General features: G+C 71.0%; 19 protein-coding genes, 2 tRNA genes and 1 pseudogene. 11 read left to right on the forward strand and 11 right to left on the reverse strand.

Annotated elements, in window-relative coordinates:
- Positions 1-58: 58 nt before the first annotated feature.
- The 3 genes from DSY14_RS06280 to DSY14_RS06290 all read right to left on the reverse strand — a co-directional run bounded on the left by DSY14_RS06280 (position 59) and on the right by DSY14_RS06290 (position 4,253).
- Positions 59-1,171, reverse strand: coding sequence for a glycosyltransferase family 4 protein (locus DSY14_RS06280; RefSeq protein ID WP_211715506.1), 1,113 nt, complete (start codon positions 1,169-1,171; stop codon positions 59-61).
- On the reverse strand, positions 1,168-2,103 hold the full coding sequence (locus DSY14_RS06285; RefSeq protein WP_211715507.1) for a glycosyltransferase family 2 protein: 936 nt from the start codon (positions 2,101-2,103) through the stop codon (positions 1,168-1,170). The genes DSY14_RS06280 and DSY14_RS06285 overlap by 4 nt, the downstream gene beginning before the upstream one ends.
- A 101-nt stretch (positions 2,104-2,204) precedes the next feature.
- The gene (locus DSY14_RS06290) at positions 2,205-4,253 is read right to left on the reverse strand and encodes a hypothetical protein (protein ID WP_211715508.1); all 2,049 of its coding nucleotides are present in this window, start codon (positions 4,251-4,253) and stop codon (positions 2,205-2,207) included.
- A 119-nt stretch (positions 4,254-4,372) separates the two neighbouring features.
- Between DSY14_RS06290 and DSY14_RS06295 the strand changes: the two genes are divergently transcribed.
- Positions 4,373-5,173 carry a TIGR03089 family protein gene (locus tag DSY14_RS06295; RefSeq protein WP_211715509.1) on the forward strand — a complete coding sequence of 267 codons (801 nt, stop codon included), beginning with the start codon at positions 4,373-4,375 and terminating at the stop codon, positions 5,171-5,173.
- Between the two features lie 68 nt (positions 5,174-5,241).
- Here DSY14_RS06295 and DSY14_RS06300 read toward each other — a convergent pair whose 3' ends face one another.
- The 3 genes from DSY14_RS06300 to DSY14_RS06310 form a co-directional block, all read right to left on the reverse strand.
- Positions 5,242-5,412, reverse strand: coding sequence for a hypothetical protein (locus DSY14_RS06300; protein WP_211715510.1), 171 nt, complete (start codon positions 5,410-5,412; stop codon positions 5,242-5,244).
- 185 nt (positions 5,413-5,597) lie between these two features.
- Positions 5,598-6,812: an amidohydrolase gene (locus DSY14_RS06305; RefSeq protein WP_211715511.1), complete on the reverse strand. Its 1,215-nt coding sequence runs from the start codon at positions 6,810-6,812 to the stop codon at positions 5,598-5,600.
- A gap of 74 nt (positions 6,813-6,886) precedes the next feature.
- Positions 6,887-7,699 carry a helix-turn-helix transcriptional regulator gene (locus DSY14_RS06310; RefSeq protein ID WP_211715512.1) on the reverse strand — a complete coding sequence of 271 codons (813 nt, stop codon included), beginning with the start codon at positions 7,697-7,699 and terminating at the stop codon, positions 6,887-6,889.
- 208 nt (positions 7,700-7,907) lie between these two features.
- On the opposite strand from DSY14_RS06310, the gene DSY14_RS06315 reads away from it, so the two are divergent.
- Complete coding sequence (locus DSY14_RS06315) at positions 7,908-8,336, forward strand: PLD nuclease N-terminal domain-containing protein (protein WP_211715513.1); 429 nt, start codon at positions 7,908-7,910, stop codon at positions 8,334-8,336.
- Positions 8,337-8,441: 105 nt separating this feature from the next.
- Entirely contained in the window at positions 8,442-9,113 is a 672-nt protein-coding gene (locus DSY14_RS06320) for a peptidylprolyl isomerase (RefSeq protein ID WP_211715514.1), read from the forward strand.
- Between the two features lie 154 nt (positions 9,114-9,267).
- Here the strand turns inward: DSY14_RS06320 and DSY14_RS06325 are convergent, their stop codons facing one another.
- Positions 9,268-10,440: a cysteine desulfurase family protein gene (locus DSY14_RS06325; protein WP_211715515.1), complete on the reverse strand. Its 1,173-nt coding sequence runs from the start codon at positions 10,438-10,440 to the stop codon at positions 9,268-9,270.
- Positions 10,441-10,546: 106 nt separating this feature from the next.
- On the opposite strand from DSY14_RS06325, the gene aroA reads away from it, so the two are divergent.
- Together aroA and rsgA are read left to right on the forward strand one after the other, a co-directional pair.
- On the forward strand, positions 10,547-11,875 hold the full coding sequence (aroA, locus tag DSY14_RS06330; RefSeq protein WP_211715516.1) for a 3-phosphoshikimate 1-carboxyvinyltransferase: 1,329 nt from the start codon (positions 10,547-10,549) through the stop codon (positions 11,873-11,875).
- Positions 11,872-12,836, forward strand: a pseudogene (gene rsgA, locus DSY14_RS06335) (ribosome small subunit-dependent GTPase A). The gene aroA and the pseudogene rsgA overlap by 4 nt, the downstream one beginning before the upstream one ends.
- Positions 12,837-12,914: 78 nt before the next feature.
- Here rsgA and DSY14_RS06340 read toward each other — a convergent pair.
- Positions 12,915-13,502, reverse strand: a complete 588-nt coding sequence (locus DSY14_RS06340; protein WP_211715517.1) for a TetR family transcriptional regulator — start codon at positions 13,500-13,502, stop codon at positions 12,915-12,917.
- Between the two features lie 200 nt (positions 13,503-13,702).
- Here DSY14_RS06340 and hisN point away from each other — a divergent pair, with 200 nt between their 5' ends.
- The 5 genes from hisN to DSY14_RS06365 all read left to right on the forward strand — a co-directional run bounded on the left by hisN (position 13,703) and on the right by DSY14_RS06365 (position 18,295).
- A complete protein-coding gene (hisN, locus tag DSY14_RS06345) occupies positions 13,703-14,509 on the forward strand; it encodes a histidinol-phosphatase (protein WP_211715518.1) in 807 nt (268 codons plus the stop codon).
- Positions 14,510-14,558: 49 nt separating this feature from the next.
- Complete coding sequence (locus tag DSY14_RS06350) at positions 14,559-15,083, forward strand: hypothetical protein (RefSeq protein WP_307851137.1); 525 nt, start codon at positions 14,559-14,561, stop codon at positions 15,081-15,083.
- Positions 15,084-15,290: 207 nt separating this feature from the next.
- Complete coding sequence (locus DSY14_RS06355; protein ID WP_211715520.1) at positions 15,291-16,544, forward strand: ABC transporter permease; 1,254 nt, start codon at positions 15,291-15,293, stop codon at positions 16,542-16,544.
- 8 nt (positions 16,545-16,552) lie between these two features.
- Positions 16,553-17,569: an HlyD family efflux transporter periplasmic adaptor subunit gene (locus tag DSY14_RS06360; protein ID WP_211715521.1), complete on the forward strand. Its 1,017-nt coding sequence runs from the start codon at positions 16,553-16,555 to the stop codon at positions 17,567-17,569.
- A complete protein-coding gene (locus DSY14_RS06365) occupies positions 17,570-18,295 on the forward strand; it encodes an ABC transporter ATP-binding protein (protein ID WP_211715522.1) in 726 nt (241 codons plus the stop codon).
- Between the two features lie 130 nt (positions 18,296-18,425).
- Here DSY14_RS06365 and DSY14_RS06370 read toward each other — a convergent pair.
- From DSY14_RS06370 to DSY14_RS06380, 3 genes are all read right to left on the reverse strand, one after another.
- Positions 18,426-18,502, reverse strand: a tRNA-Met gene (locus DSY14_RS06370).
- 219 nt (positions 18,503-18,721) lie between these two features.
- Positions 18,722-18,795 (reverse strand) — tRNA-Met (locus DSY14_RS06375).
- 152 nt (positions 18,796-18,947) lie between these two features.
- Complete coding sequence (locus DSY14_RS06380) at positions 18,948-21,914, reverse strand: UPF0182 family protein (RefSeq protein ID WP_249187394.1); 2,967 nt, start codon at positions 21,912-21,914, stop codon at positions 18,948-18,950.
- A gap of 255 nt (positions 21,915-22,169) precedes the next feature.
- On the opposite strand from DSY14_RS06380, the gene DSY14_RS06385 reads away from it, so the two are divergent.
- Positions 22,170-22,679 (forward strand): PPA1309 family protein, encoded by a 510-nt coding sequence (locus DSY14_RS06385; RefSeq protein WP_307851138.1) that lies wholly within the window; start codon positions 22,170-22,172, stop codon positions 22,677-22,679.
- The last annotated feature ends 212 nt before the right edge of the window (positions 22,680-22,891 follow it).

Below are 22,891 nucleotides of genomic sequence, written 5' to 3' on the forward strand. Positions count from 1 at the left end.
CGCTTCGGCGCCCTTGTGGGCACCGGAGGCCGGAATCCCGGTGTCGTGGCGCCCGTCCTCAGACCCGGAGCAGGCGGTCCATGTAGTCCTCCCAGTACGGTGCGGCCGACACGGGGCGCACCGCGGCGCGCAGTCGCTCCGGGGTGCCCGGAGCGTAGAACCCGCGCAGGGCCCGCGCCAGGTCGGCGACGTCGTCGGGGGCGCACAGGACACCGTCCACACCGTCGCGCACGTGGTCGGCGAGGGCGCCGGCGCGGGTGGCGACCACCGGCAGCCCGTGCTCGTGGGCCAGCCACACGTTCTGGCTGGCGGTGGCGGAACGGTAGGGCAGCACCACGGCGTCCGCCGCGGCGAACAGGTCGGGAAGTTCCTCGGCGGGCACGTAGCCCTCGCGAAAACGCACGCGGTCGGCCACGCCGAGCTCTCGGGCCAACGCGGCGAGGTCGGCGGAACCGCCCCAGAACTCACCGGCCACGGTGAGCGTGACGTCGTCCGGTGTCCCCTGCGCGGCGAGCGCCCGCAGCAGCAGGTCCACGCCCTTGTAGGGGCGCACGATCCCGAGGAAGAGCAGGTGCCGCCGCTCCCCCGGCTCCGGTGCCCGATGTTCCCCGGTGTCGGGCAGGTGCGGGGGCATGCGCGCCACCACCGGGGCCGGACGTCCGAGGCCCAGCAGCCCCTCGGCGAGGTGGGCCTGCTCGGCGGCGTGGGTGAGGACCCCGTCGACGCGGCGCAGCAGCGCGCGGACCAGGGAGATGTCCACGGCCCGACGCTCGTGCGGCAGGACGTTGTGGCACAGCACCACCACACGTGTGCGGGAGGAGCGCACCGACCGCAGTCCCGCGAGGATCCCCAGGTAGGCGGGGACCTGGACCGGTGAGAACAGGGTCAGGACCACCAGGTCCTCGGTGCGGGCCAGCCGACGGCCGGTGAGCCACCAACCGTCGGGGCGGTACCAGGCCAGGTCGTGGTGGGTGTCCGGGAACGGCTCCCCCTCCGGGTCGGCGACGGTCTGCTCCCCCGGGTAGAGCATCGCCGGATACTGCGCCAGCCACGACTCGACCCGGGTGCGGTGCCCCCGCCCGGCCAGCCGATGGGCGAGTTCGGTGGTGTGCCGGGCACCGCCGCCCTTGTAGGGGTGGGCGGGCCCGACGAGCGTGATCCGGTGGTTCACGTGTGCTCCCTGGAACGCACGATGAGGTCGGCCAACAGCGCGATCGCCGCGATGAGCAGCCCGGTCATGAGGATGAAGACCGTGTTGTTGGGCAGGTAGAACGGGCTGTGCACCTGGTCGTAGACGAACTTGGCCGTGCCGATGCCCAGCAGCCACAGTGCGGGGGGCATGAGGACCTTGAGCGGGTTGAAGTACATGACCATGCGCAGCACCTGGAGGATGTACCGGTAGGCGTCGCGGACGAAGTGGAACTTGGAGGTTCCGGCCCGCTTGGCGTACTCGATGGGCACGTACCTCACCTGGTGCTGGTTGGACAGGAACGCCAGCGTGATGGTGGTGACGCACGAGAACCCGGGGGGCAGCAACCGCAGGTAGGGCCGGGCCACGTCCTTGCGGAACACCCGCAGACCGGAGTTGAGGTCCGGGATCCGGGTGCCGGTGAGGAGTTCGGCGGTCTTGCGGATCGCCCACTTGGCGGGGACCCGCAGCATCTTGTGGGTCCCCATCTCCTGGGTGCGCGCCCCGACGACCTGGTCGATCTCGGGGTCGGCGTCGAGGGTGGCGACCAACTCGGGGATGCGCTCGTTGGGGTAGCTCATGTCGGCGTCGGTCCACACGACGAACTCGCCCCGGGCCCGCCGGCTGCCCACCCTTCGGACGGTGCCGGCACCGCCGTTGTGACCGAAGGCCACCACCTTCATGTGGGGGAACAGGTGCTCGACCTCGCGCAGCCGGTCCAGGGTGCCGTCGTCGGAGGCGTCGTCCACGGCGAGCAGTTCGTACCCGTACCCGGAGGCGTCCATGGCCGAGCAGATCCGCTTGACCTCGTCGACGACGTGCTCTTCCTCGTTGTAACAGGGCAGGACGATGGTGACCCGAACGGGCGGGTCGTCGGTGCGCTCACGTTGCTGTTCGGTGTCGGCGTGACTCATGCGGTTCTTCTCGACGGGCGGGCTTCTCGACGGGTCGGCCGGTGGTGGGGGCCCCGGCGCGAGGGTCGATGGGGACGTTCGGGCGGGTGGCGCGACTCGGGTCACTCCGGTGGCGGTGGGACGACGGTCCACACACTGCCGCGGAAGTCCCAGGAGCCGGTGGGGGGTGTCATGAGCGTACTCGGGTCCATGTCGGCGACGACGTGGAAATGCCGTTGGGGGTCGACCGCGCCGTCGACGATGTCGTCGAGCGTCCCCCACTCCGGTGCGGCGAGGACGGGCGTGCGGTCGCGCTCGTAGGCGGCGGCCACCACCCGGTCGACCGCCTCCTGGTACGGCTGGTCCAGCACCGCGGTGGGCGCGCCGCACACGTTGCGGAGCAGCGGCATGTAGGCGCCCGCCATCCCCGAGTCCACCACGATGACCGAGGCGTCGGGGGGCAGCGACGAGCACAGGCGTTCGGTCGCGGCGACGGTGCCGACGTCCTGCCGGTACCCCATGATCCCCGCCCCGGAGGTGACGAGCGTGGGGCTGAGCAGGGCCACGGAGGCACCGGCGGCGACCACCGTCGGGAGCGTGCGCATGAGCGGACCGCCGCGCGAGTACCTGACGGACCGTTCGCAGTAGTGGGTGAGTCGGGCCAGGAACCACACGGCGAACAGGATGAACGCCGGGATGACCAGCACGATCAATCGTCGGCTGGCCCAGGGGTGGTCCGGGGTGATGGCCGGACGCAGCAGGGTGGTGGCGACCGTCCACACGAGCACCATGGCGGGCAGCAGCCATTGCGGGTCGCGCCACAGGGCGAGCCGCCGCAGGACCAGGGCGACCCCCGCGGTCGCGAACAGCACCGTGCCCAGTCCCACGTACCAGCCCACCCAGTACAGGCTCATGTCGTAGTAGGTCCGGCCGCCCTCGATCGGCAGACCCTCGATGTCCTGGACCGCGGCCACCCACTGGTCGGTGAAGTCGCTGCCGTGCCCGTAGTCCGGCCACAGCAGCGGCCGGATCGCGAAGCCCAGCATGACGAGGACCGCGCACACCCCGACCGCCCCCGGCAGCCACCGCACGCGTTCGGTGTGCGGTGGCCCGTAGCGCCACAGCGCGGCCGTGAGGACGACGGTCAGGAGGATGACGGCCCCACTGATCAGGAGCAAGGGGTGGAGGGAGTCCGACAGGTACTCCAGGTAGGGCAGGGAGTAGCCGTAACCGGCGACGAGGCCGTAGCCCACACCCACGGCGAGCCCACCGAGCAGGGGCAGGGCCTGGCCGCGCCGGGCCACCAGCAGCAGTCCGACGAACCCGACCACCGGGAGCAGGTCGCGAATGGCGTCGATGCGCACGAGCACCCCGAGGCCGAGCACCACGCCCGCCACGGCGGCGAGGGTGTGCGGGGCGTCCCACCGGTCGGTGAGGGACCGCCGTCGGGTCAGGGCGTCGAAGGCGAGGAGGAGCCCGCCCAGGAGAAGGATCTGCGCGAGCGGCTCACTGTAGGTGAACCGGCTGACCCACTGCTGGGGCAGGCAGACCGCCAGGACCAGGGCTGCCAGGGGCGCCCACCGGGCGCCCACCAGGCGGGCGGTGAGCCCCGCGAACGTGAGGACCCCGACCGCGCCCAGGATCGGCGTGGTGACGAGCATGCCGTCGAGGCCGCCCAGCCAGTACCCGACCGACAGCACCAGGGGGGCGCCGGCCAGGAACTGCGGCCAGATGACGTCGTCGCGCTGGTAGTGGGCCAGGCTCTGGTAGCCCAGTGCGGGGTCGTTCCCGGCGATGAGCTCCTTCTGCTGGGGAATGGGCAGGAACCCGTTCTCGGCGATCCAGGCCGTGTACATCGCGTAGGAGGCGGGGTCGCGCCGGATGACCAGGGCCTCGGCGTGATAGGCGATCTGGACCGCGGCGAAGGCGACGGTGATGGCCAGGACCGCGACCACCGGCCACCACGGCACGTGGTCCTCGTCGAGGTCGGGGAGCAGACGGGACGACAGCGCGCAGGCCACCAGGACCGCGGGCAGCCCCAGCAGGAGTCCGAGCAGCGGGGTGAACCATCCCGCGACCAGCAGGGGGAAGGCGACGAGGAGCCAGGCCGACAGGGCGATCGCGGGAAGCGCGGTCACACGGGCGAGGAACCGTCCGGGAAGCAGGCGCATGGGGCAACTCTGGCAGTTCCCGACCGGTGACGCACACCGTACCGACGCTCCGGCGCGGGCGGGACGCTCGCCTCGATCCCGTCCCGAGCCCCCGGACCGTTCCACCTACCATGAGGGCCATGTCCGATTCTCCCGCGCCGCTGTGGCGCGCACTCGTCGCAACCGACCCCACCCGCCCGTTCGTGACCTCCTACGACGACCTCGGTGACCGGGTCGAGTTGTCCCGGGCCACTCTGGACAACTGGGTGTCCAAGACCTCGAACATGTTGGTGGACGGCTTCGGCACGCAGCCGGGCGACCGTGTGGCCGTGGCCCTGCCGCCGCACTGGCAGTCGCTGGCCTGGGTCCTGTCCTGCTGGTCGGTGGGCGCGACGGCGGTGCTGGGCGCCGCGGGCGGGGTGGCCCCCGGCACCGAGGTCGCGGTCGCCGACCCGACCCGGCTCGACGCCGCCCTGGACGGGGGCGCGGAGGAGGTCGTGGGCACCTCCCTGGACTCGTTGGGCATGCCGCTCAAGGAGGTCCCGGCGATGGTCACCGACTACACGTTGGAGGCGCGCGGGCACGGCGACCACTTCCAGCACTACCCGGTGGACCCCGACGAGCCCGCGTTGGAGACGGACGGGCACGCGCTCACCGGCGCCGAACTGGTGGCCGTGGGTCGGTCCCGTGCCGAGGAGTGGGCTCTGGGCGACGCGGACCGGCTGGCCGTGATCGTCGCCACCGACGCCCCCCTGACCGCCCTCGGCGTCGACCTGTCGGTGCTCATCGCCGCGGTCGTGTCCGGCGTCCCGTTGGTGCTGACCCCTCCCCCGGCGCCCGGGGAGGAGGAGCGGTTCCTCAAGCGTCTGGGGACCGAACGCGTGAGCGTCGTCCACGGGGCGGATCCCGAGGGCGACCTCCCCTTCCGCCGGGTGGGCTGAACGGCGACGTCGTCGAACCCGGGGCTGTCCGAGGTGCCCTGCGGGGTCGTGTCCGGGCCCGTCACCGATCACCCGGCCGGGTCGTGACCCTCGCCCTGACGTGCGCGCTCCGCGGCCCGTTCGCGTTCCCGCGCCCGCCGCTCCTGAAGGATCCGGCGGGCGCGGCGCTCCTCTCGGGCGGTCCGCTCGGCCTCGGCGCGGTAGAGGTCGGCCGCCCGGGCACTGTGGTCGGGGTGCATGGTCTCTCCCGGTGGTCACGGCGGGGGCCGTTCCCCCGACCGTTCCCACACTCGGTCCAAGGACCCCGGCGACACATCGGAAGATCTCACTGAACAGCGACGCCGCGGCCCCCTCAGTCGGGTCGGCCGCGGCGTCGCGGGGTCCTCAGATCCGGCTCGGGCCGCCTCAGACGAGGCGAACCGACTCAGGACTCGCGGTAGTAGGGGTCCAACGCGGTGCCCTGCCCCCGCTCCTCGTCGAAGGTGTAGACCTCGCGCCCGCCGACGAACACGCGCAGCGCGCGGTTCATGATGTCGAGGGGGTCGCCGGACCAGATCACCAGGTCGGCGTCCAGTCCCGCGCGCAGGGAGCCCACCCGGTCGTCCAGGCCCATGATCTCGGCCGGGTTGACGGTCAGGGCGCGGATCGCGGCGTCACGGTCCATGCCCTCCTTGACGCACAGGATCGCCTGGTAGACGAGGAACTCGATGGGGATCACCGGCGCGTCGGTCGTGAGGGCGACCTTGACCCCGGCACGGTCCAGGATGCCCGGGTTGGCCAGGGTGCGGTTGCCGACCTCGACCTTGGAGCGGCTGGTCATCAGCGGCCCGATGATGACGGGGATGCCGCGCTCGGCGATCTCGTCGGCCAGGAGGTGGCCCTCGGTGCAGTGGTTGATGATGAGGCGGTACCCGAACTCGTCCGCCAGCCGCATCGCGGTGTGCATGTCGTCCGCGCGGTGGACGTGCTGGCACCAGGGCACCTCGCCGTCGAGCACCTGGACGAGGGTCTCCAGCGTGTTGTCGCGGTCGAAGGGCGTGCCCTCCTCGGCGGCGTGGTCCCTCTTGGCCTTGTAGTCCTGGGCCTTGGTGAAGGCGTCGCGGATCACCGCGGCCACGCCCTGACGCGTGGAGGGCAGCGTCTTCTTCTCACCGTAGACCCGCTTGGGGTTCTCACCCAGCGCGCTCTTGACGCTGGCGGGCTCTCTGAGGAGCCGGTCCTCCACGCTGCGCCCCCACATCTTGATGGCAACGGTGCGGCCACCGATGGGGTTGCCCGAACCGGGCTTGATGACGGAGCTGGTGACACCACCGGAGAGGGCGTCGACGAACCCCTGGTCGGCGGGGTTGATGGCGTCGATCGCCCGCATGCGGGCGCCGTTGGGGTCGGTCATCTCGTTGGTGTCGTCACCGGCCCAGCCGATGGTCTCCTCGTGGATGCCGACATGCCCGTGGGCCTCGACGAACCCGGGCAGGACCCATCGGCCGGCGGCGTCCACGATCTCGGCGCCCTCGGGGACGGTGACCTCCTCGGCCGTCCCCACGGCGGCGATCCGGCCGTCGGAGATCAGCACCGTCCCGCCCTCGATGGGATCTCCCACGACGGGCACGACATATCCGGAAGTGATAGCGATATCCATGCCGGGCAACCTAGCCCATCCCGGGACGACCCCCCAAGACCCTGGCGGAACCGATCATCCAACGACCGGGTCGTTCAGCCGTCGGGCCACCGGGCGGTGAGAAGCTCGGAGTCGGGGCTCACGTCCACGCTCGCCTCCTCGATGGCGTCGCGCACCATCCGGCAGTGGCCGACGTCCTCGCTGTCCCCGGTGAGGTCACCGCCCTGGGTGGCGAAGGCGTAGACCATGCTCGGTCGGTCGGCGAACTCCATGATCCGGAACGCGCCGCCCAGGCCCGGGTGCTCCGGGGTGTCCTCGGGGATGATCGCGAGGTCGACGATGCCGGCCTTGACGAGGTCGGCGAGGAAGTCGCGCTGCCCGTTGAGGACGTCCGCCCCGCCCTGGGGACGCCGCAGCACCGACTCGTTGAGCACCACCCTCAGGGCCGGCCCCTCGGGCCCGGTCATCGCCGCCCGGTACGCCATCTCCTCCTCCACCATGGCCTCGACCTCTTCGGGTTCGAGGTGGGAGTGGAGCGGGCCCAGCACCGCCCGTGCGTACTCACGGGTGCGCAGGAAGACCGGGACGGTCATGGGCTGGTGCTCCCACAGCCGGGCGGCGTGGGTGCCGAGCTCGTGCATGTCGCCGAACTCGTTGGGGAAGGCCTCCGCCTGCAGCGTGATCGCCCAGGCCTCGAGGAGTTGGTGGTCGGTGCCGAGAGCGGTGTCGACCCGTTCCACCAGGGACCGGGCGGGTCTGCAGTGCGCGTCCTCCACCTCTCTCAACTTGTCGTCGGTGACCCCTACGCTCCTGGCGAGCTCGGCGCGTGACAGCCCACGGTCGGCGCGGGCACGTAGCAGCCGCGCCCCGAAGGGAAGCCACATAGCCGACGGCAACGCGGAATTCATGCCCATGACCTCTCCCGTCCTGCCGACACCTCACGGGCCCGGCGTGACGTACCCTCGGTGCGACACTCCGGCCCCGGAGTTCGACCTTCTCTCGGCTCCGGGTGGCTGGTCAAGCGACCAGGCGGGTGCGGCCATCCGTGATAAGTCAGCACAAAAACCACGATGTCGCCACTCCCCTGTCGAGTGTTTCCCCCGATTGGAAGGTCCGTTGGTCTACCTCGCCCTCCTCCTCGCACTGATGTCATTGGCGTTCTGGGTGTACGCGCTCTTCGACGTCGTCGGATCCGACACCGAACGGGTCCGCCTCCTGCCCAAGCCCGCCTGGGTCGTGATCGTCCTGTTCCTGCCGAAGATCGGTGCCGCCGCGTGGTTCCTGCTCGGGCGTCCGCCCCGGGATCCCGCGCTCGCCGGTGGTCCGACCGGGCCTCCCCCGCCCTTCCCCGAGTACGAGCACCCGGGGCGCGCCCGCGCCTCCTCGCCCGAGGAGGACGAGGCCTTCCTGCGACGGTGTCGGGAGCGTGCCGAGGACCAGCGCCGCAGGGCCCGGGAGATCCAGGCCCGGGAGGAACGCGAACGCCTGGAGCGGGAGCGCCGCGACCGCGACGGCGACGAGGACCCGACGGGACCGTCGTCCTGACCGTCCGCCGGGTTCCGGCCCAGGACGTCCCCGACTTCTGGGGCGACCCGATTCCCAGTACCCTGAGTGCCGCCCCGCCGCGAACCCGATCTCGGAAGTGAACCGATGAACCGCTTGACCCTGCCGGTATCGATCCTCGCCTGCTCCGCTCTGTTCGCCACCGCGGCGTGCGGGTCCGAGGAGACCACGCCCGAGCCCGAGCCCGACGCTCCCTCCCCCGCGGCCTCCGACGAGTCGCCGTTGCCCGCCGAGGTGGACATTACCGGTGTGGAGGGTGCGGTGCTGCAGACCAGTGAGGGCGAGATCGAACTCGAACTGCTCCCCGACGCGGCGCCCATCGCCGTCGCGAACTTCGTCGGACTGGCCGAGGGCGGACTGGCGACCAACCCGGAGACGGGCGCCGACGCGTTCTACGACGACACGATCTTCCACCGGGTCATCCCGGACTTCATGATCCAGGGCGGTGACCCCCAGGGCACCGGCCGGGGCGGCCCCGGCTACCAGTTCCCCGACGAGTTCGACTCCGGGCTGACCTTCGACGAGCCGGGTGTGCTGGCCATGGCCAACTCGGGGCCGGCCACCAACGGGTCGCAGTTCTTCATCACGGTCGCGCCGACCCCGCACCTGGACGACATGCACACGATCTTCGGCAAGGTCGCCGACGAGGACTCCATGGAGATCGTGGAGGCGATCTCCGCCGTGGCGACCGACGGCAACGACAAGCCGTCCAGCGACGTCGTGGTGGAATCGATCACCATCGAGCGCGCCGACGACTGATCCGGGCCTCCGTGGGGCGGCGCCCCGACGGGGACGACGCCCGGACGCACAGGGGGTGGTGGGGCTCGGCCCCGCCGCCCCCTGTCCGTGTACCGGGGCCCGTGCGCGCGTGCCCGGTCCCGCGTCCTCGGTCCCGCGGGCACGCGGGACGGGTTCAGCGGCGGCGCTTGGCCCGGGCGGCGCGGGCGCGCTCGACCGCCGGAGCGATCCCCTCCACGAGACGCTCCACGTCCTCCTCGGTGGAGGTGCGGCCCAGGGACAGGCGCAGGCTGCTCAGCGCGACCTCGGGGTCGGCCCCGGTGGCCAGCAGCACGTGACTGGGCTGGGCCACCCCGGCGGAGCAGGCCGAACCCGTGGAACAGGAGATACCGCGGGCGTCGAGGAGCATGAGCAGGGCGTCGCCCTCGCAGCCGGGGAAGGACAGGTGGGCGATGCCGGGCAGGCGCCGGGCGGGGTCGCCGTTGACCACCACGTCCGGCACGACCTCGCGTACCCGGGTCTCCAAGGCGTCGCGCAACACGGTGAGGTGCTTGGTGTGCTCCTCCCGATCGGCCACCGCCAGTCCCACCGCGGTCGCCAGGCCACGGGTGAGCGGGGCGGACAGGGTGCCGGAGCGGATGTCGCGTTCCTGACCGCCACCGTGCAGCACCGGGACCGGGGCCAGACCGCGCGCCACCACCAGGGCGCCGGACCCGACGGGGCCACCGAGCTTGTGGCCGCTCAGGGAGAGCGCGCTCACACCACTGTCGGCGAAGTCCACGTCCTCCACACCCACGGCCTGGACCGCGTCGGTGTGGAAGGGCACACCGAACTCCGCGGCGACCGCGGCGAGTTCACGGACCGGCTGCACGGTACCGATCTCGTTGTTGGCCCACATCACCGACACCACGGCCACGGAGGCGGGGTCGCGTTCGATGGCCGCGCGCAGGGCACCGGGGGTCACCCGGCCGACGGCGTCGACCGGCACCTCCTCGCACTCGGCGCTCTGGTGATCGGCCATCCACCGGGCCGGGTCGAGGGCGGCGTGGTGTTCCACGGCGCTGACCAGGATCCGCGTGCGGGCCGGATCCTCCGCGTGGCGCGACCAGAAGAGGCCCTTGAGGGCGATGTTGTTCGACTCGGTGCCGCCGGCGGTGAAGACGACCTCGTGCGGGGTCGCGCGGACCGCCTCGGCGATCGTCTCGCGCGCCTCCTCGACGGTCCGACGGGCGGCACGGCCGTGTCCGTGCAGGGAGGACGGGTTACCGAGGGCACCGAGCTGCGCCGCCACTGCGGCGATCACCTCGGGACGGACGTCGGTCGTGGCTGCGTGATCCAGATACACCATGGCGCGATCCAGGATACGTCGGACGTTCCGGCTCCCCGCCCGGTGGTCGTCCACAGGCGTCGCACGCCTTCCTCCGATCCCCTTCCCGGACCGATAACCTTGGGTCATGCCTGACTCCGCGCCCACGCCGTCCCACCGGAACGACACTCCCACCGGCGAGCACTGGCCCGCGCCCACCGCGGGCGCCCCGGTGCGCGCCCGCGTCCGCCTGCCCGGGTCCAAGTCCGTCACCAACCGCGCCCTGGTCATCGCGGCCCTGTCGGAAGCGCCGTGTCTGGTGCGGCGGCCCCTGGTGAGCCGGGACAGCGAGCTCATGGTGGGCGCCCTGCGCGCGCTGGGGGTCACGGTCACCGAGGTGCCCTCCGACTCCCCGGACGCCCCCGACCTGTCCATCGCCCCGGCCCCGTTGACCGGTCCGGCCTCGGTCGACGTGGGCAACGCCGGCACCGTCATGCGCTTCGTTCCGCCGTTGGCGGCCCTGGCCTCGGGGGACGTGCGCTTCGACGGCGACCCCCGGGCCCGTGAGCGGCCGGTGGGCGAGCTGCTCGGGGCCCTGCGCGCGCTGGGGGCCGACATCGACGACGGCGGGCGCGGAGCATTCCCGTTCACCCTCCACGGCACCGGTGCCGTGCGCGGTGGCGAGGTCATCCTGGACGCCTCGGGTTCGTCCCAATTCGTGTCGGCGCTGCTGCTCGGCGGCGCGCGCTTCACCGAGGGGGTGCACGTGCGCCACCAGGGGCCGCCCGTGCCCTCGCAGCCGCACCTGGACATGACGGTGGAGATGCTGCGCGCGGCCGGGGCGACGGTCACCACCGGGCAGAACTCCTGGAAGGTGGAACCCGGACCGCTGCGTGCCACCGAGATCACCGTGGAACCCGACCTGTCCAACGCGGCGCCGTTCCTGGCCGCCGCCCTGGTGAGCAAGGGCGAGATCACCGTCGAGGGGTGGCCCGAGCACACCACCCAGGCCGGTGATGCCCTGCGCGGGCTGTTCACCCGCATGGGCGGCGAGGTCTCCCGGACCGACGGAACGGACCTGACCCTGCGCGGCACCGGGGCGATCCACGGCATCACGGCGGACCTGCGCGACGTCGGTGAGCTCACCCCCACCATCGCCGCGGTGGCCGCCCTGGCCGACTCCCCGTCGCGTCTCACCGGCATCGCGCACCTGCGCCGCCACGAGACCGACCGGATCGCCGCTCTGGCCACCGAGATCAACCGCCTCGGCGGAGACGCGGTGGAACTCCCGGACGGCCTGGTGATCCGCCCGCGTCCGCTGCACGGCGGGGTGTTCCACTCCTACGACGACCACCGGATGGCCACGTCCGGCGCGGTGATCGGGCTCGCGGTGCCCGGGGTGGAGGTGGAGAACATCGCCACCACGCGCAAGACCATGCCCGACTTCCCGGGCCTGTGGTCGGAGGTCCTGTCATGAGCCGCACCCGGGGCGGGGGACGCCACCTCGACGAGGACGACATCCGGGTGCGCGCCCGAGGCGGTTCCCGTCCCGGTACCGCTGTCTCGTGGACGGGGTCCCCGTCGTGGCGATGAAGGCCCGTGAACTGGGCCGCGGCTCCATCGTGGTCGGTGACCGGGTGGACGTGGTCGGCGACCTCTCCGGCAGACCCGACACCCTGGCCCGGGTGGTGCGCGTACGCGAGCGCGCCTCCGTGCTCAGACGCACCGCCGACGACACCGACCCGGTGGAGCGGGTGATCGTGGCCAACGCCGACCAGCTCGCCATCGTGTGCGCGCTGGCCGACCCGGCGCCGCAGCCGCGCTTCGTCGACCGCTGCCTGGTGGCGGCCTACGACGCCGGGCTGGAACCGCTGTTGTGCCTGACCAAGGCCGACCTGGCCGCGCCGGACGAGATGCTCGGCACCTACAAGCCGCTGGGGCTTCCCTACGAGGTCCTGGGACCGGACGAGGACCTGGGCGAGCTGCGCTCCCGGTTGGCCGGGCAGACGACCGTGTTCGTGGGTTCCTCGGGCGTGGGCAAGTCCACCCTGGTCAATCGGCTCGTTCCGGGCACCGACCGGGCCGTGGGGCACGTCAACGCGGTCACCGGGCGGGGGCGGCACACCTCGACCTCGGCGCTGGCCCTGGAGTTCGAGGGCGGTTGGCTGATCGACACCCCGGGGGTGCGCAGTTTCGGGCTGGCCCACATCGACGCTGCCGAGATCGTCGCGGGCTTCCACGACCTCGACGCCTTCGCCGTGGACTGTCCGCCGGACTGTTCCCACCAGGCCGAGGCGACCGACTGCGCCATCACCGCCGCCCTGGAACGGGGCGAGATCGACCCGGAACGGGTGGCGTCCCTTCGCCGGCTGCTCAGCAGCCGCGAGGGCGAGGACGAGACCGAGCCGTCGTCCCCGCCGACCGGCCCGCACTCCTGACCGGTTCCGGGGTTCCGGGGCGTACCGCCGGCGCATCCACGCGGCCGCACCGAGGCAGTGGCTCAGTGGCTCAGTGGCTCAGTGGCTCACCGGCAGCATGCCGTGCACGACCATCTCGACCCGTCGGGCGGCGCGCTCGGGGTCGATGGGCCGCAGGGAGTAGGAGACGGTGAGCCGCAGGGAGACGTCGGCCACCGCCTCGGTGATCGCCGGATCGGTCGCCGGGCAGCGCTCCCGCAGCGTGCGGGAGATCCGTTCCCCGAGGGCGTCCATGAGCGGCTCGGAACGGGTGGTGAGCACGGGGAGCAGTTCGTCGTCGCCGGTGACCACGGCCCGCAGCAACGGGTTGTCCCGCGCCGCCAGGAGGACCATGTGGGTGGCGCGGCCGACGGCGTGCGCGGGGTCGTGGGCCTCCGCGTCCAGCACACGCATGACCTCGTCCAGGAGCGTGTTCACCTCCCGCACCACCACCGCTTGGAGCAGTCCCTCCTTGCTACCGAACACGTTGTAGAGGGTCTGTCGGGACACCCCCGCGGTCGCGGCGATGTCGACCATCCGGCGCGCGCCCCAGTGACCCGCCAGGATCTCTGCGTAGGCGGCGTCGACCAGCCGTTCGCGCACACCGGCGCTCTCCCCGCCGCGCCCGTCCCCCCTCACGGTCTCCATGGATTCATCCTCGCATCCACCGGAACGGACCGGGCTCCCCTCGGGCGCACGATCCCCGTGCTCAGGGTGCCCGTGGGTGCGCGGAGCGGAGGCCGGCCCGCACCCCCATCGCTACGCACCGAACATCCCCCCTAACACTCTGATCACGTGCAGGTGCCGCCTTGGCCATGCCCAGGCCCGGGACGGTAGCGTTACCGGCCATGGTGTCCTTTGACGATGATCTGCGGCTGGCCCACGTGCTCGCCGACGCTGCCGACGACATCGCGCTGAAGCGTTTCCGCGCCCTCGACCTGGTCGTCGAGACCAAACCGGACCTCACGCCGGTCACGGAGGCCGATCGCACCGTCGAGGAGACCCTGCGCAGCGTGCTCTCCCGTGCCCGCCCGCGTGACGCGGTCGTCGGCGAGGAGTACGGCAAGAGCGGCAACAGCAACCGGGTGTGGGTCATCGACCCCATCGACGGCACCAAGAACTACGTGCGGGGCGTCCCCGTGTGGGCGACCCTCATCGCGCTGTTGGAGGGCGACCGGCCGGTGGTCGGACTGGTCTCGGCCCCGGCACTGCACCGACGCTGGTGGGCGTCCAAGGGCAGCGGCACCTGGAGCGGCCGGAGTCTGTCGAAGGCCAGCCGCTGCCAGGTCTCCAAGGTCACCGAGCTCTCGGACGCCTCACTGAGCTACTCCTCGCTCACCGGGTGGGAGGAGCAGGGCCGACTGGAGTCGTTCCTGGGGCTGACCCGGTCGGTCTGGCGCACCCGCGCCTACGGTGACTTCTGGTCGCACGTGATGGTCGCGGAGGGCACCGTCGACATCGCCGCCGAACCCGAGCTGTCGCTGTGGGACGCGGCGCCGCTGCCGATCATCCTGGAGGAGGCGGGTGGGCGCGCCACCGACCTGCGGGGTGAGGGCTTCACCGACGGCGGCCCCCTGGTGTGCAGCAACGGGGTACTCCACGACCAGGCACTGACCTGGCTCAACGGCGGTCCGACGCCACTGCGCCACCCCTGAACCCACGTTCGGTGCTCGACACGTCACTTTACGTAGTAGCGTGCGCTGTGTGCCGACCACGACAACCCACTCACGGCGTGCGACCGCGCTCTGCGGCGCGGTCCTGCTCCTGGCCACCGCCTGCTCCGACGGACACGGGCACAGCCCTCAACAGCTCAGCGAGATGATCGCCGAGACCGTGCGCGACTCCGCCGACACCGGCCTGCCCGGACTCGGCGGGTCCGACACCCTCTACGACCCCAACGACTTCGCCTGCGCGCCCGCGGTCGACCCGGAGGTGCCCGGAAGCTGGCGCAGCCACGCCCCCCGGGTGCCGGTCGAGGAGGACGCGTCGGCCGAGATCGGCCTGACCGACGCCGACGGGGACCACGCCGGAACCGTCGTCGCCACCGTCACCGACCCCGACGGCGCGACCACCACCGCCGAATCCGACCTCGTCGAGGACGCGTGGTCCCACCTGGTCTACCCCGACGACTTCGACCTCGACTCCACCACGGTCGGCGTCCACACCGTGCTGTGGTCCGACGCCGCCACCGGAGCGCTCATCACCTGCGACGGCTTCGAGATCGACTGAAGGGTCCCCGCGCCCCGCTCCCCTTCCGATCGGTGAGCCGACCCCGCCCTCACCGAGAGCGGCCGGATGCGGCCGGCCGAAAAAACCTCCCGAAGTGAACCGAGAACCCCCGACCCCGCGATGGGTCTGTTGTCAGCCCGCTCTCGCGGGCCGCCCCGGCGCCGCCGAAGCCGCGCCGGGCCCTACAGACACACGGGAAGGGGCCCCATGCTGCGTTCCCTCAGCGCCGGTATCGTGCTGGCCTTCGCCGGTTCCCGGGCCAACGTGGCCCGGACCATACTGTCCTGCGCGGGGATCGTCATCGGTGTCGGCGCCCTGATCATGGTGGTCACCGCGGGTGACCTCGGTCAGCGCTACGCCACCGCCTTCAGCGAGGCCAACGCCGGACGCGCCGCCACCATGGAGACGGCCACCTTCGGCTCGATCTCGGACCTGGACGCCTACGAGGAGGACCTGAGCCGGTCCGGCGCCCAGGACGTCTCGCTGTACCAGTCCCCCCAGGACAACCTGATCCTCCGCTCCGGCGACGAGGTCCTCGACCTCGTCAACATCACCGCGGTGGACGTGGCCCTGGGCGACATCCGGCGGATCAACCTCACCGAGGGCCGCTGGTTCACGGAGGCCGACCTGGAGTCGCGCGCCCCCGTCCTGGTCGTCAACGAGGCCCTCTCCGACGCCATCGGCGATCGGACCGCACTACAGATGGGCACCGACCGCTGGATCGACGTGCGGGTGGTGGGGGTCTCCGAGGACTCCATCCTGGACGGCGGCTGGTTCAGCGCCTACCTGCTGCGCTCCCCTGCCTCCGAGGACATGATCTTCGGCCCCGGCTGGGACGCGGAGGCCGGCGGTTTCGCGGCCGGCACGCAGGACCTGTTGACCATACACCTGGCCCGGCTGGACCCCTCCGACAGCGCCGCCGAGCACCTGACCGGCGGAGCGGAGTTCGCCGATCGGATGAACTCGGCGCAGTGGCGTTGGAGCGGCGGCGCGGAGGTCGACTTCATGGCTGCCCGCACCGACTACTCCAACGAGACGGACTTCCTCATCTCGATCATGTCGTGGGGGCTGATCGGTGTCGCCGCCATCACCCTCTCCACGGGCATGCTCGGCGTGCTCAACGTGGGACTGGTGACCGTCCGGGAACGCCGCCGTGAGCTCGCCACCTACCGCGCGCTCGGCGCGAGCCGGTTCACGCTGTTCGTGGCGGTGGTCATGGAGGCGGTCGTGGTGTCGGTCATCGCCGGGATCATCGCGTTGGTCCTGTCGTTCGCGGTGGTCGCCCTGGCGGGGGTCGCCATCGGCAACGTCCTCACACTGCCACCGGACATCACCATGACCGTGCCACCGGCGGCCGTGCTGGTCGGGTTGGCCAGTGCCGCCCTCGTCGGACTCTTGGCCGGGATCATCCCCGCGATCCGGGCGTTGCGCGCGTCCGTCGTCGCCGGGCTGCGGGAATAGGAGAAACAGTGAAGAAGTGGATCATCGTCGGCGCGGTCGCGGCCCTTCTGCTGGGGCTGGTCGGTTCGGGCTACCTCCTGTCGTCGCGCCTGGGCTCGACATCCGGGGACGAGGACGTCATCGGCGCCGCGGCGGACCTGGGCGGGGAACCGGTCGAGGTCGAGCTGGGCACCGTCAGCTCCGTCCTCGTGTTGGACGCCACCGTCCGGGAGGAGGCCGGTGAGGCCGTGGAGGCCCGCCAGGGCGGCACGGTCACGCACCTGTGGCTGAACGACGGGGCGAACGTGGAGGAGGGCGCACCGGTCGTCAACGTCTCCGTGCCGGCCGAGCCCGACCCCGACGCGGCCGAGGACGAGGCGTCCTCCGGCACCCGTGAGGTCACCCTGTACGCGCCCACGAGCGGAACCGTGGCGGGTCTGGACGACGTTCGGGTGGACGACGTACTCGAACCCGGTGCAGCGGTCGCCAGGGTCTCCACGGGCGAGTTCCGCGCCGAGGCGCAGGTGCCCGCCAACGACCTGTACCGGTTCTACGACGACCCCGGTCGGATCATGCTCCAGATCGACAAGGGCCCGCCGGCGGCGGAGTGCTCGTTCATCGGGCTCGGCGGCGCCGACCGGGGCGAGGCCGACGAGGAGGGCGCCGACGACGGTTCCGGTGGCGGCTCGGAGCTGTCGTGCCGGGTGCCGTCCGACCTGACGGTCTTCGACGGGGTGCGGGGCAGGCTGTCGGTGAGCACGGGAGAGGCCGAGAACGTGGTGGTCGTCCCGGTGACCGCCGTACGCGGCAACGCCGAATCGGGCGAGGTGGTCGTGGTCGGTGACGACGGGGCCGAGGAGGTCCGTGAGGTCGACCTCGGCCTGTCGGACGGTCGAGTGATCGAGGTCACCGCAGGGGTCGAGGTGGGCGATCAGGTGCTCGACCCCGTGCCCCTGGACCCGCGCTTCGACGTGCCGCAGGACCCGGAGGACGACGAGTTCGACGAGGAGTCCTTCGAGGACGAGGCCGTGGAGGAGGAGGGTTAGATGTCGGTCGACGTTCCCGTGCCCGTGCCCGTGGCCGTGTCCGGGCGACGGACCTCCGCGCCGCTCCTGCGGGTCGAGCGCCTGACCCGGCACTTCGAGGTCTCGGGTACCCGCATCGACGTGCTGCTCGACTGCACCTTCGACGTGCACCGCGGCGAGGTCGTGGCGATCATCGGTCAGTCGGGCTCGGGCAAGTCCACGTTGCTGAACGTGCTGGGTCTGCTCGACACGCCCAGCTCGGGGTCCTACACGTTCGACGCGGTGGACACCACCGTTCTGCGCGAGGGTCCGCGCTCCCGGCTGCGCGGCGAGGGGGTCGGGTTCGTCTTCCAACAGTTCCACCTGTTGGAGCGTCGCTCGGCCCTGGCCAACGTGGCGGTGCCGATGGTGTTGGGCGGGGTGCCGGCGCTGCGCCGGCGATCCCGCGCCAAGGAACTGTTGGAGTCGGTGGGACTGGGCCACCGACTGAACTCGCAGCCGCACCAGCTCTCCGGCGGTGAGCAGCAGCGTGTGGCCCTGGCACGCGCGCTGAGCCGGGAACCCGCACTGATCCTCGCCGACGAGCCCACGGGCGCTCTGGACGCCGCCAGCAGCACCATGATCATGGACCAGCTCATCGAGCAGGCCCGGGTCCGCGACTCCGCCGTGGTGGTCGTGACGCACGACCCGAAGATCGCCGATCGGGCCGACCGGGTGGTGGAACTGGTGGAGGGCCGGACCCGCTGAGGCGCGGGTCCACCGCGGCCGTTCCGGTCGCCCGTCTTCCCCACGGGCGACCGGGGCCGCTTCCGGAGCGAATCGGGAAAACCGGGCGAACGAAAAAACACCGGGTGGATTTCTCCACCCGGTGTTTCCTTGGTAGCGGGGACAGGATTTGAACCTGCGACCTCTGGGTTATGAGCCCAGCGAGCTACCGAACTGCTCCACCCCGCGTCGTTGTGCTCTCTATTTTAGGGCCTGTGCGCCCTGGTGGCAAATCCGTTCCGACTTCCGCCGGACCGGTGGAGCGACCACCCGCCCAGGTCAACCAGGTGACCTGAACTCCGTCCACCTTAGCAGGGCGCTTCGGTGAACGAGACCGATATATTCACCCTTGGGGCGAAAAACCGGGAAAAGCACCGGACCCGGGATTTCTCCCGGGTCCGATCTTCGTAGCGGGGACAGGATTTGAACCTGCGACCTCTGGGTTATGAGCCCAGCGAGCTACCGAACTGCTCCACCCCGCGTCGTTGTGTCTTCAGATTAGCGCGCCCCGGGTGGAAAGCCAAATCGACCGGCGGAGACGCCTCGCACCCTCCCCCGTGACGGAGAACGGGGCGGGCCCCGAAGGAACCCGCCCCGCCCGTCATCGCCTCACTCGTGAGGGTCGCGCGACGTACTAGTCGCCCGCGGCGTCCTCCAGAGCCTCCAGAGCCTCACGCAGACGCTCGTTGGCCTCGTCGTTGGACTCCTGGGCCTCCTCCCAGGCCTCGACGGCCTCGTTGAGGGCGTCGGTGAGGTCGGAGGGCTGCTCGTCGGAACCGGAGTCGGCCTCGGACGGCTCCTCGTCCTGGGTGCCCTCGTCCGGGTCCGGCAGCGGACCCTCGCCGCCCTCGAACAGGTTGTTCAGGGCGTCCTGGAGGTTGCTGCCGATGGAGACCTCCTCACCGAAGCCGACCATGACCTGCTGGAGCAGCGGGAAGGACGCCGCTCCGCCGCCACCGGCCTGCACGTAGAGAGGCTCCACGTAGAGCAGACCGCCGGCGAACGGCAGGGTCAGCAGGTTGCCTCGCGTCACCTCGGCGTTGGACTGCTCCAGCGGAAGCAGGACCTCACGCACGTCGGCGTCGGAGTCGAACGCGTTCTGGACCTGGCCGGGACCGAAGATCACGGTGCTCCGGGGCAGCTCCAGCAGCTTCAGCTGGCCGTAGTCCTCGGACTCGGGGTTGCTGTCCACCGCCATGAACGCGGCCAGGTTCTCACGACCACGCGGAACGAAGGTGCTGGTCAGCGAGAAGCCGGGCTCCTCCGCGCCGGGGAAGTTGATGGTCTGGCGGTAGGGCGGCTCGGAGACCTCCCCCTCCTGGGTCGGGTCGTTGGGAACCGCCCAGAAGTCCTGACCACCGTAGTAGGACGCGGCGTCGGTGACGTGGTACTCGCGCATGATCTCGCGCTGCACCTTGAACAGGTCGTCCGGGTAGCGCAGGTGCTGGACGAGCTCGTCGCTCATCTCGTCCCGGTCGACGATGGTGCCCGGGAAGGCGCCCTCCCAGGTCTCCAGAACGGGGTCGTCCCCGTCCCAGCCGTACAGGGTGATGGTGCCGTCGTAGGCGTCGACGGTGGCCTTCACCGAGTTGCGGATGTAGTTGACCTCGTTGCCGGGCAGAGCACCGACCTGCTGCGCCGAACCGTCGGTGAAGGTGTCGGTCACCGCCTGGGTGAAGTCGATCCGGTTGGCGTACGGGTAGCCGTCGGAGGTGGTGTACCCGTCGACGATCCACACGACCTTGCCGTCGACCACCGCCGGGTAGGGGCGGCTGTCCACCGTCAGGAACGGCGCGACCTTCTCGACGCGGTCCAGCGGGTCGCGCTCGTAGAGGATCCGCGAGTCACTGGTGATCGCGCTGTTGAGCAGGATGCTCGTTTCCTGGTACTTGATGGCGTACAGGATGCGGTCGAAGAAGTTGTTCAGCGGCACCCCGCCGTCACCGTCGTAGCGGTTGTACTGCTGCGAACCGCCGGCGGACTCCTCGTCGGCGCCCTCCCCGCCACCTTCGGCCGGCGCCTCCTCGGTGCCGTTCTCGTTGTCGGCCGGGGCCCGGGCCTCGTCCGCGTCCGGGCTCGGGCTGGCGTCGACCGCGTCCTCCAGCGTGGGAACGTCCGGCTCCGCGTTCTCCGCGTCGAGGGGGAAGTCGTACTCCTCCTCCGCCTGGACGATGACGTAGTCGGCGCCCTCACGGCCGTAGTAGATCCGCGGCTCGTACTCGCCGACGACCTCACTGAGCTCACCCCGCGGCGGGATGTTGTACTCGGTGAAGACCGGACGGCCCTCGTTGTCGATGAGGTTGCCCGCGGCGGCGACCATGCCGAAGCCGTGGGTGTAGATGAGGTGCCGGTTCAACCAGTTGTCCTGGTCGGCGGGCGGTCCGTCCAGCTCGCGAACGGCGACGATCGTGTCGATCAGGTTGCCCTCGGAGTCCGGGTAACGGTCGACCTCGAGCACGTCCGGGAACTGGTAGAAGCCACGGACCTGCTGCATCTGCTGGAAGGTCTGCGAGACCACGGCCGGGTCGGCCAGACGCACGCTGGGAATGGTGTCGGCCTCGGCCGCCAGTTCCTGCGGTGTGAGCTCGGTGGTGGCGTCGTAGTCGATCACCTCGGTGTCGGCGATCCCGTACGCCTCACGCGTGCTCTCGATGTTGCGTTCGATGTACGGGCTCTCCAGGCGCTGCTCGTTCGGGTCGACCTGGAAGCGCTGGACGATCTCCGGGTACGCCACACCGACGACCACGGCCGACAGCACCAGCAGTCCGAGGGAGGCCACCGGGATCATCGTGTTCTTGAACACGATGTTGGCGAAGAACAGGACCGCGCAGATCACCGAGATGACGGTGAGGATGGTGAGCGCCGTCTTGACCGCGTTGACGTCGGTGTACGAGGCACCGAACGTGTAGCCGCGGTTGGAGAAGACCAGTCCGTAGCGGTCCAGCCAGTAGGAGCCGGCGCGCAACAGCACGAAGAGGCCGAGCAGCACCGACAGGTGCACGCGGGCCGCCGGGGTGGCGCGCTGACCGGAGTCGTTCTGCAGGCGGACGCCGCCGTACAGGTAGTGGACGATCACCGCGGCGATGAACGCGAGGATGACCGCCGCGTACATGTAGCCGAGCAGGATCCGCAGGAACGGGTACGTGAACGCGAAGAACGCGATGTCCATACCGAACTCGGGGTCGGCGACCCCGAAGTCCACACCGTTCACGAACTGCAGGTAGGAGCGCCAGTCACCGCTGGCCGCCGCGCCGGAGAGGAGCGCCAGGGCGCCCACGGCGATCCAGAAGAAGAGCTTGCGGTGCGGGTCGATGGACTGCCGGTAGCGGTCCAGCCCCTGCTGCTCCAGGCTCATGGGCCGGATACCGGGCCTGGCCCGGTAGGCGAAGAAGATACTCGCGCCCACGATGACGGCCATCACGAGTGCCGCCACGGCGAACAGCAGGACTCGAGTCCACAGCTCGGTCAGGAAGACCGAGGTGTAGCCGACGGAGTTGAACCATTTGTAGTCGGTCCAAAAATTCGCGGCGAGCATCAACCCCGCGATGATGACGACCACGGTCGCCGCGACTGGCGCGAGCAACCTTGATCGACGAGGCATACGCGCAGGTGGTGCGCCGGGCGATCGGAAGCTCACGCCTCCCCCTCGTTCTGGCTTGATAGGTGTGGTCGGTGCGCGTGGTGGCGCCTTCTTGGTGAAAACTTAAACGGTGGTCGCCGGGTTCCCGAAATCACCCTCCGGCGGGTGACAAGGCTGCATCGATGGTGTATCGGAGTCGCAAAGGCCCGGCACCAGTGCGACCCTACTGCCGGTGAACGGGCGCGGCGAGGCTCCCACATCGGCCACCATGGAAACGTGTCGAACATTCGCGAAGCCGTCATGGACCTCGAGCGCCACGCCGCCGAACAGGGCTGGGACCGACCTCTGGGGCTGTACGCCCTGGTTCCGACCCGTGAGCTGTTGGCCGCGGAACCCGCTCTGGCGAGTCTGTTGGGGATCGACTCCCCGGCCGACCCGAACGAACTGACCCCGGTCGAGCAGGAAGAGTTGCCACCGGACGTCCCCCTGGAGGAGGCTCTGGGGCGCATCCTGTGGCCCGAGGGCGTGGCCGGCTGCGCGCTGGTCATGGAACGCCTCGTGGTGAAGGGCTCGGACGAGACCCTCGCCGCCGACGAGGACCCCAGCACCTCCGGCAAGGAGACCGAGGAGATCCGCATGGTGGCGGGGGTGCTGCGCGACGGTTCGCGGCACTGCGCCATGCGGATGCGCGGTCACGACAGTGAGTCCGAGGTCCTCAACGGTCCCGACCTCATCCCGGCGCTCACCTCCGCGCTCGCGCTCACCCTGGACCTCGAAGAGAACTGACGCCCACGCACGGGACCCGTGGCGGGTGCCGCTCCGCCTTCCGTCCCGGGCGGGAACGCGGGGAGGCCGGGGCACCTCCTCCGCCGGGGTGCCCACGCCCTCGACCCCCGACGGCGTCCGGACGCGGGTCCACTTCGCGTCGGTCCATGAACGCGCAGGGCCCCTCCACCGAGCGGTGGAGGGGCCCTGCGCGAGTCCGGCCCGGCGCGCGT

The organism is Nocardiopsis sp. MG754419 (genome assembly GCF_018207095.1).
Taxonomy (GTDB): Bacteria; Actinomycetota; Actinomycetes; order Streptosporangiales; family Streptosporangiaceae; genus Nocardiopsis.

What these genes read in the sequence shown, in the direction of transcription:
- DSY14_RS06285 (WP_211715507.1), bottom strand. Translation starts at nt 2,103, where the DNA reads ATGAGTCACGCCGACACCGAACAGCAACGTGAGCGCACCGACGACCCG.
- DSY14_RS06290 (WP_211715508.1), bottom strand. Translation starts at nt 4,253, where the DNA reads ATGCGCCTGCTTCCCGGACGGTTCCTCGCCCGTGTGACCGCGCTTCCC.
- DSY14_RS06295 (WP_211715509.1), top strand. Translation starts at nt 4,373, where the DNA reads ATGTCCGATTCTCCCGCGCCGCTGTGGCGCGCACTCGTCGCAACCGAC.
- DSY14_RS06300 (WP_211715510.1), bottom strand. Translation starts at nt 5,412, where the DNA reads ATGCACCCCGACCACAGTGCCCGGGCGGCCGACCTCTACCGCGCCGAG.
- DSY14_RS06305 (WP_211715511.1), bottom strand. Translation starts at nt 6,812, where the DNA reads ATGGATATCGCTATCACTTCCGGATATGTCGTGCCCGTCGTGGGAGAT.
- DSY14_RS06310 (WP_211715512.1), bottom strand. Translation starts at nt 7,699, where the DNA reads ATGAATTCCGCGTTGCCGTCGGCTATGTGGCTTCCCTTCGGGGCGCGG.
- DSY14_RS06320 (WP_211715514.1), top strand. Translation starts at nt 8,442, where the DNA reads ATGAACCGCTTGACCCTGCCGGTATCGATCCTCGCCTGCTCCGCTCTG.
- DSY14_RS06325 (WP_211715515.1), bottom strand. Translation starts at nt 10,440, where the DNA reads ATGGTGTATCTGGATCACGCAGCCACGACCGACGTCCGTCCCGAGGTG.
- aroA (WP_211715516.1), top strand. Translation starts at nt 10,547, where the DNA reads ATGCCTGACTCCGCGCCCACGCCGTCCCACCGGAACGACACTCCCACC.
- DSY14_RS06340 (WP_211715517.1), bottom strand. Translation starts at nt 13,502, where the DNA reads ATGGAGACCGTGAGGGGGGACGGGCGCGGCGGGGAGAGCGCCGGTGTG.
- hisN (WP_211715518.1), top strand. Translation starts at nt 13,703, where the DNA reads ATGGTGTCCTTTGACGATGATCTGCGGCTGGCCCACGTGCTCGCCGAC.
- DSY14_RS06355 (WP_211715520.1), top strand. Translation starts at nt 15,291, where the DNA reads ATGCTGCGTTCCCTCAGCGCCGGTATCGTGCTGGCCTTCGCCGGTTCC.
- DSY14_RS06365 (WP_211715522.1), top strand. Translation starts at nt 17,570, where the DNA reads ATGTCGGTCGACGTTCCCGTGCCCGTGCCCGTGGCCGTGTCCGGGCGA.
- DSY14_RS06380 (WP_249187394.1), bottom strand. Translation starts at nt 21,914, where the DNA reads ATGCCTCGTCGATCAAGGTTGCTCGCGCCAGTCGCGGCGACCGTGGTC.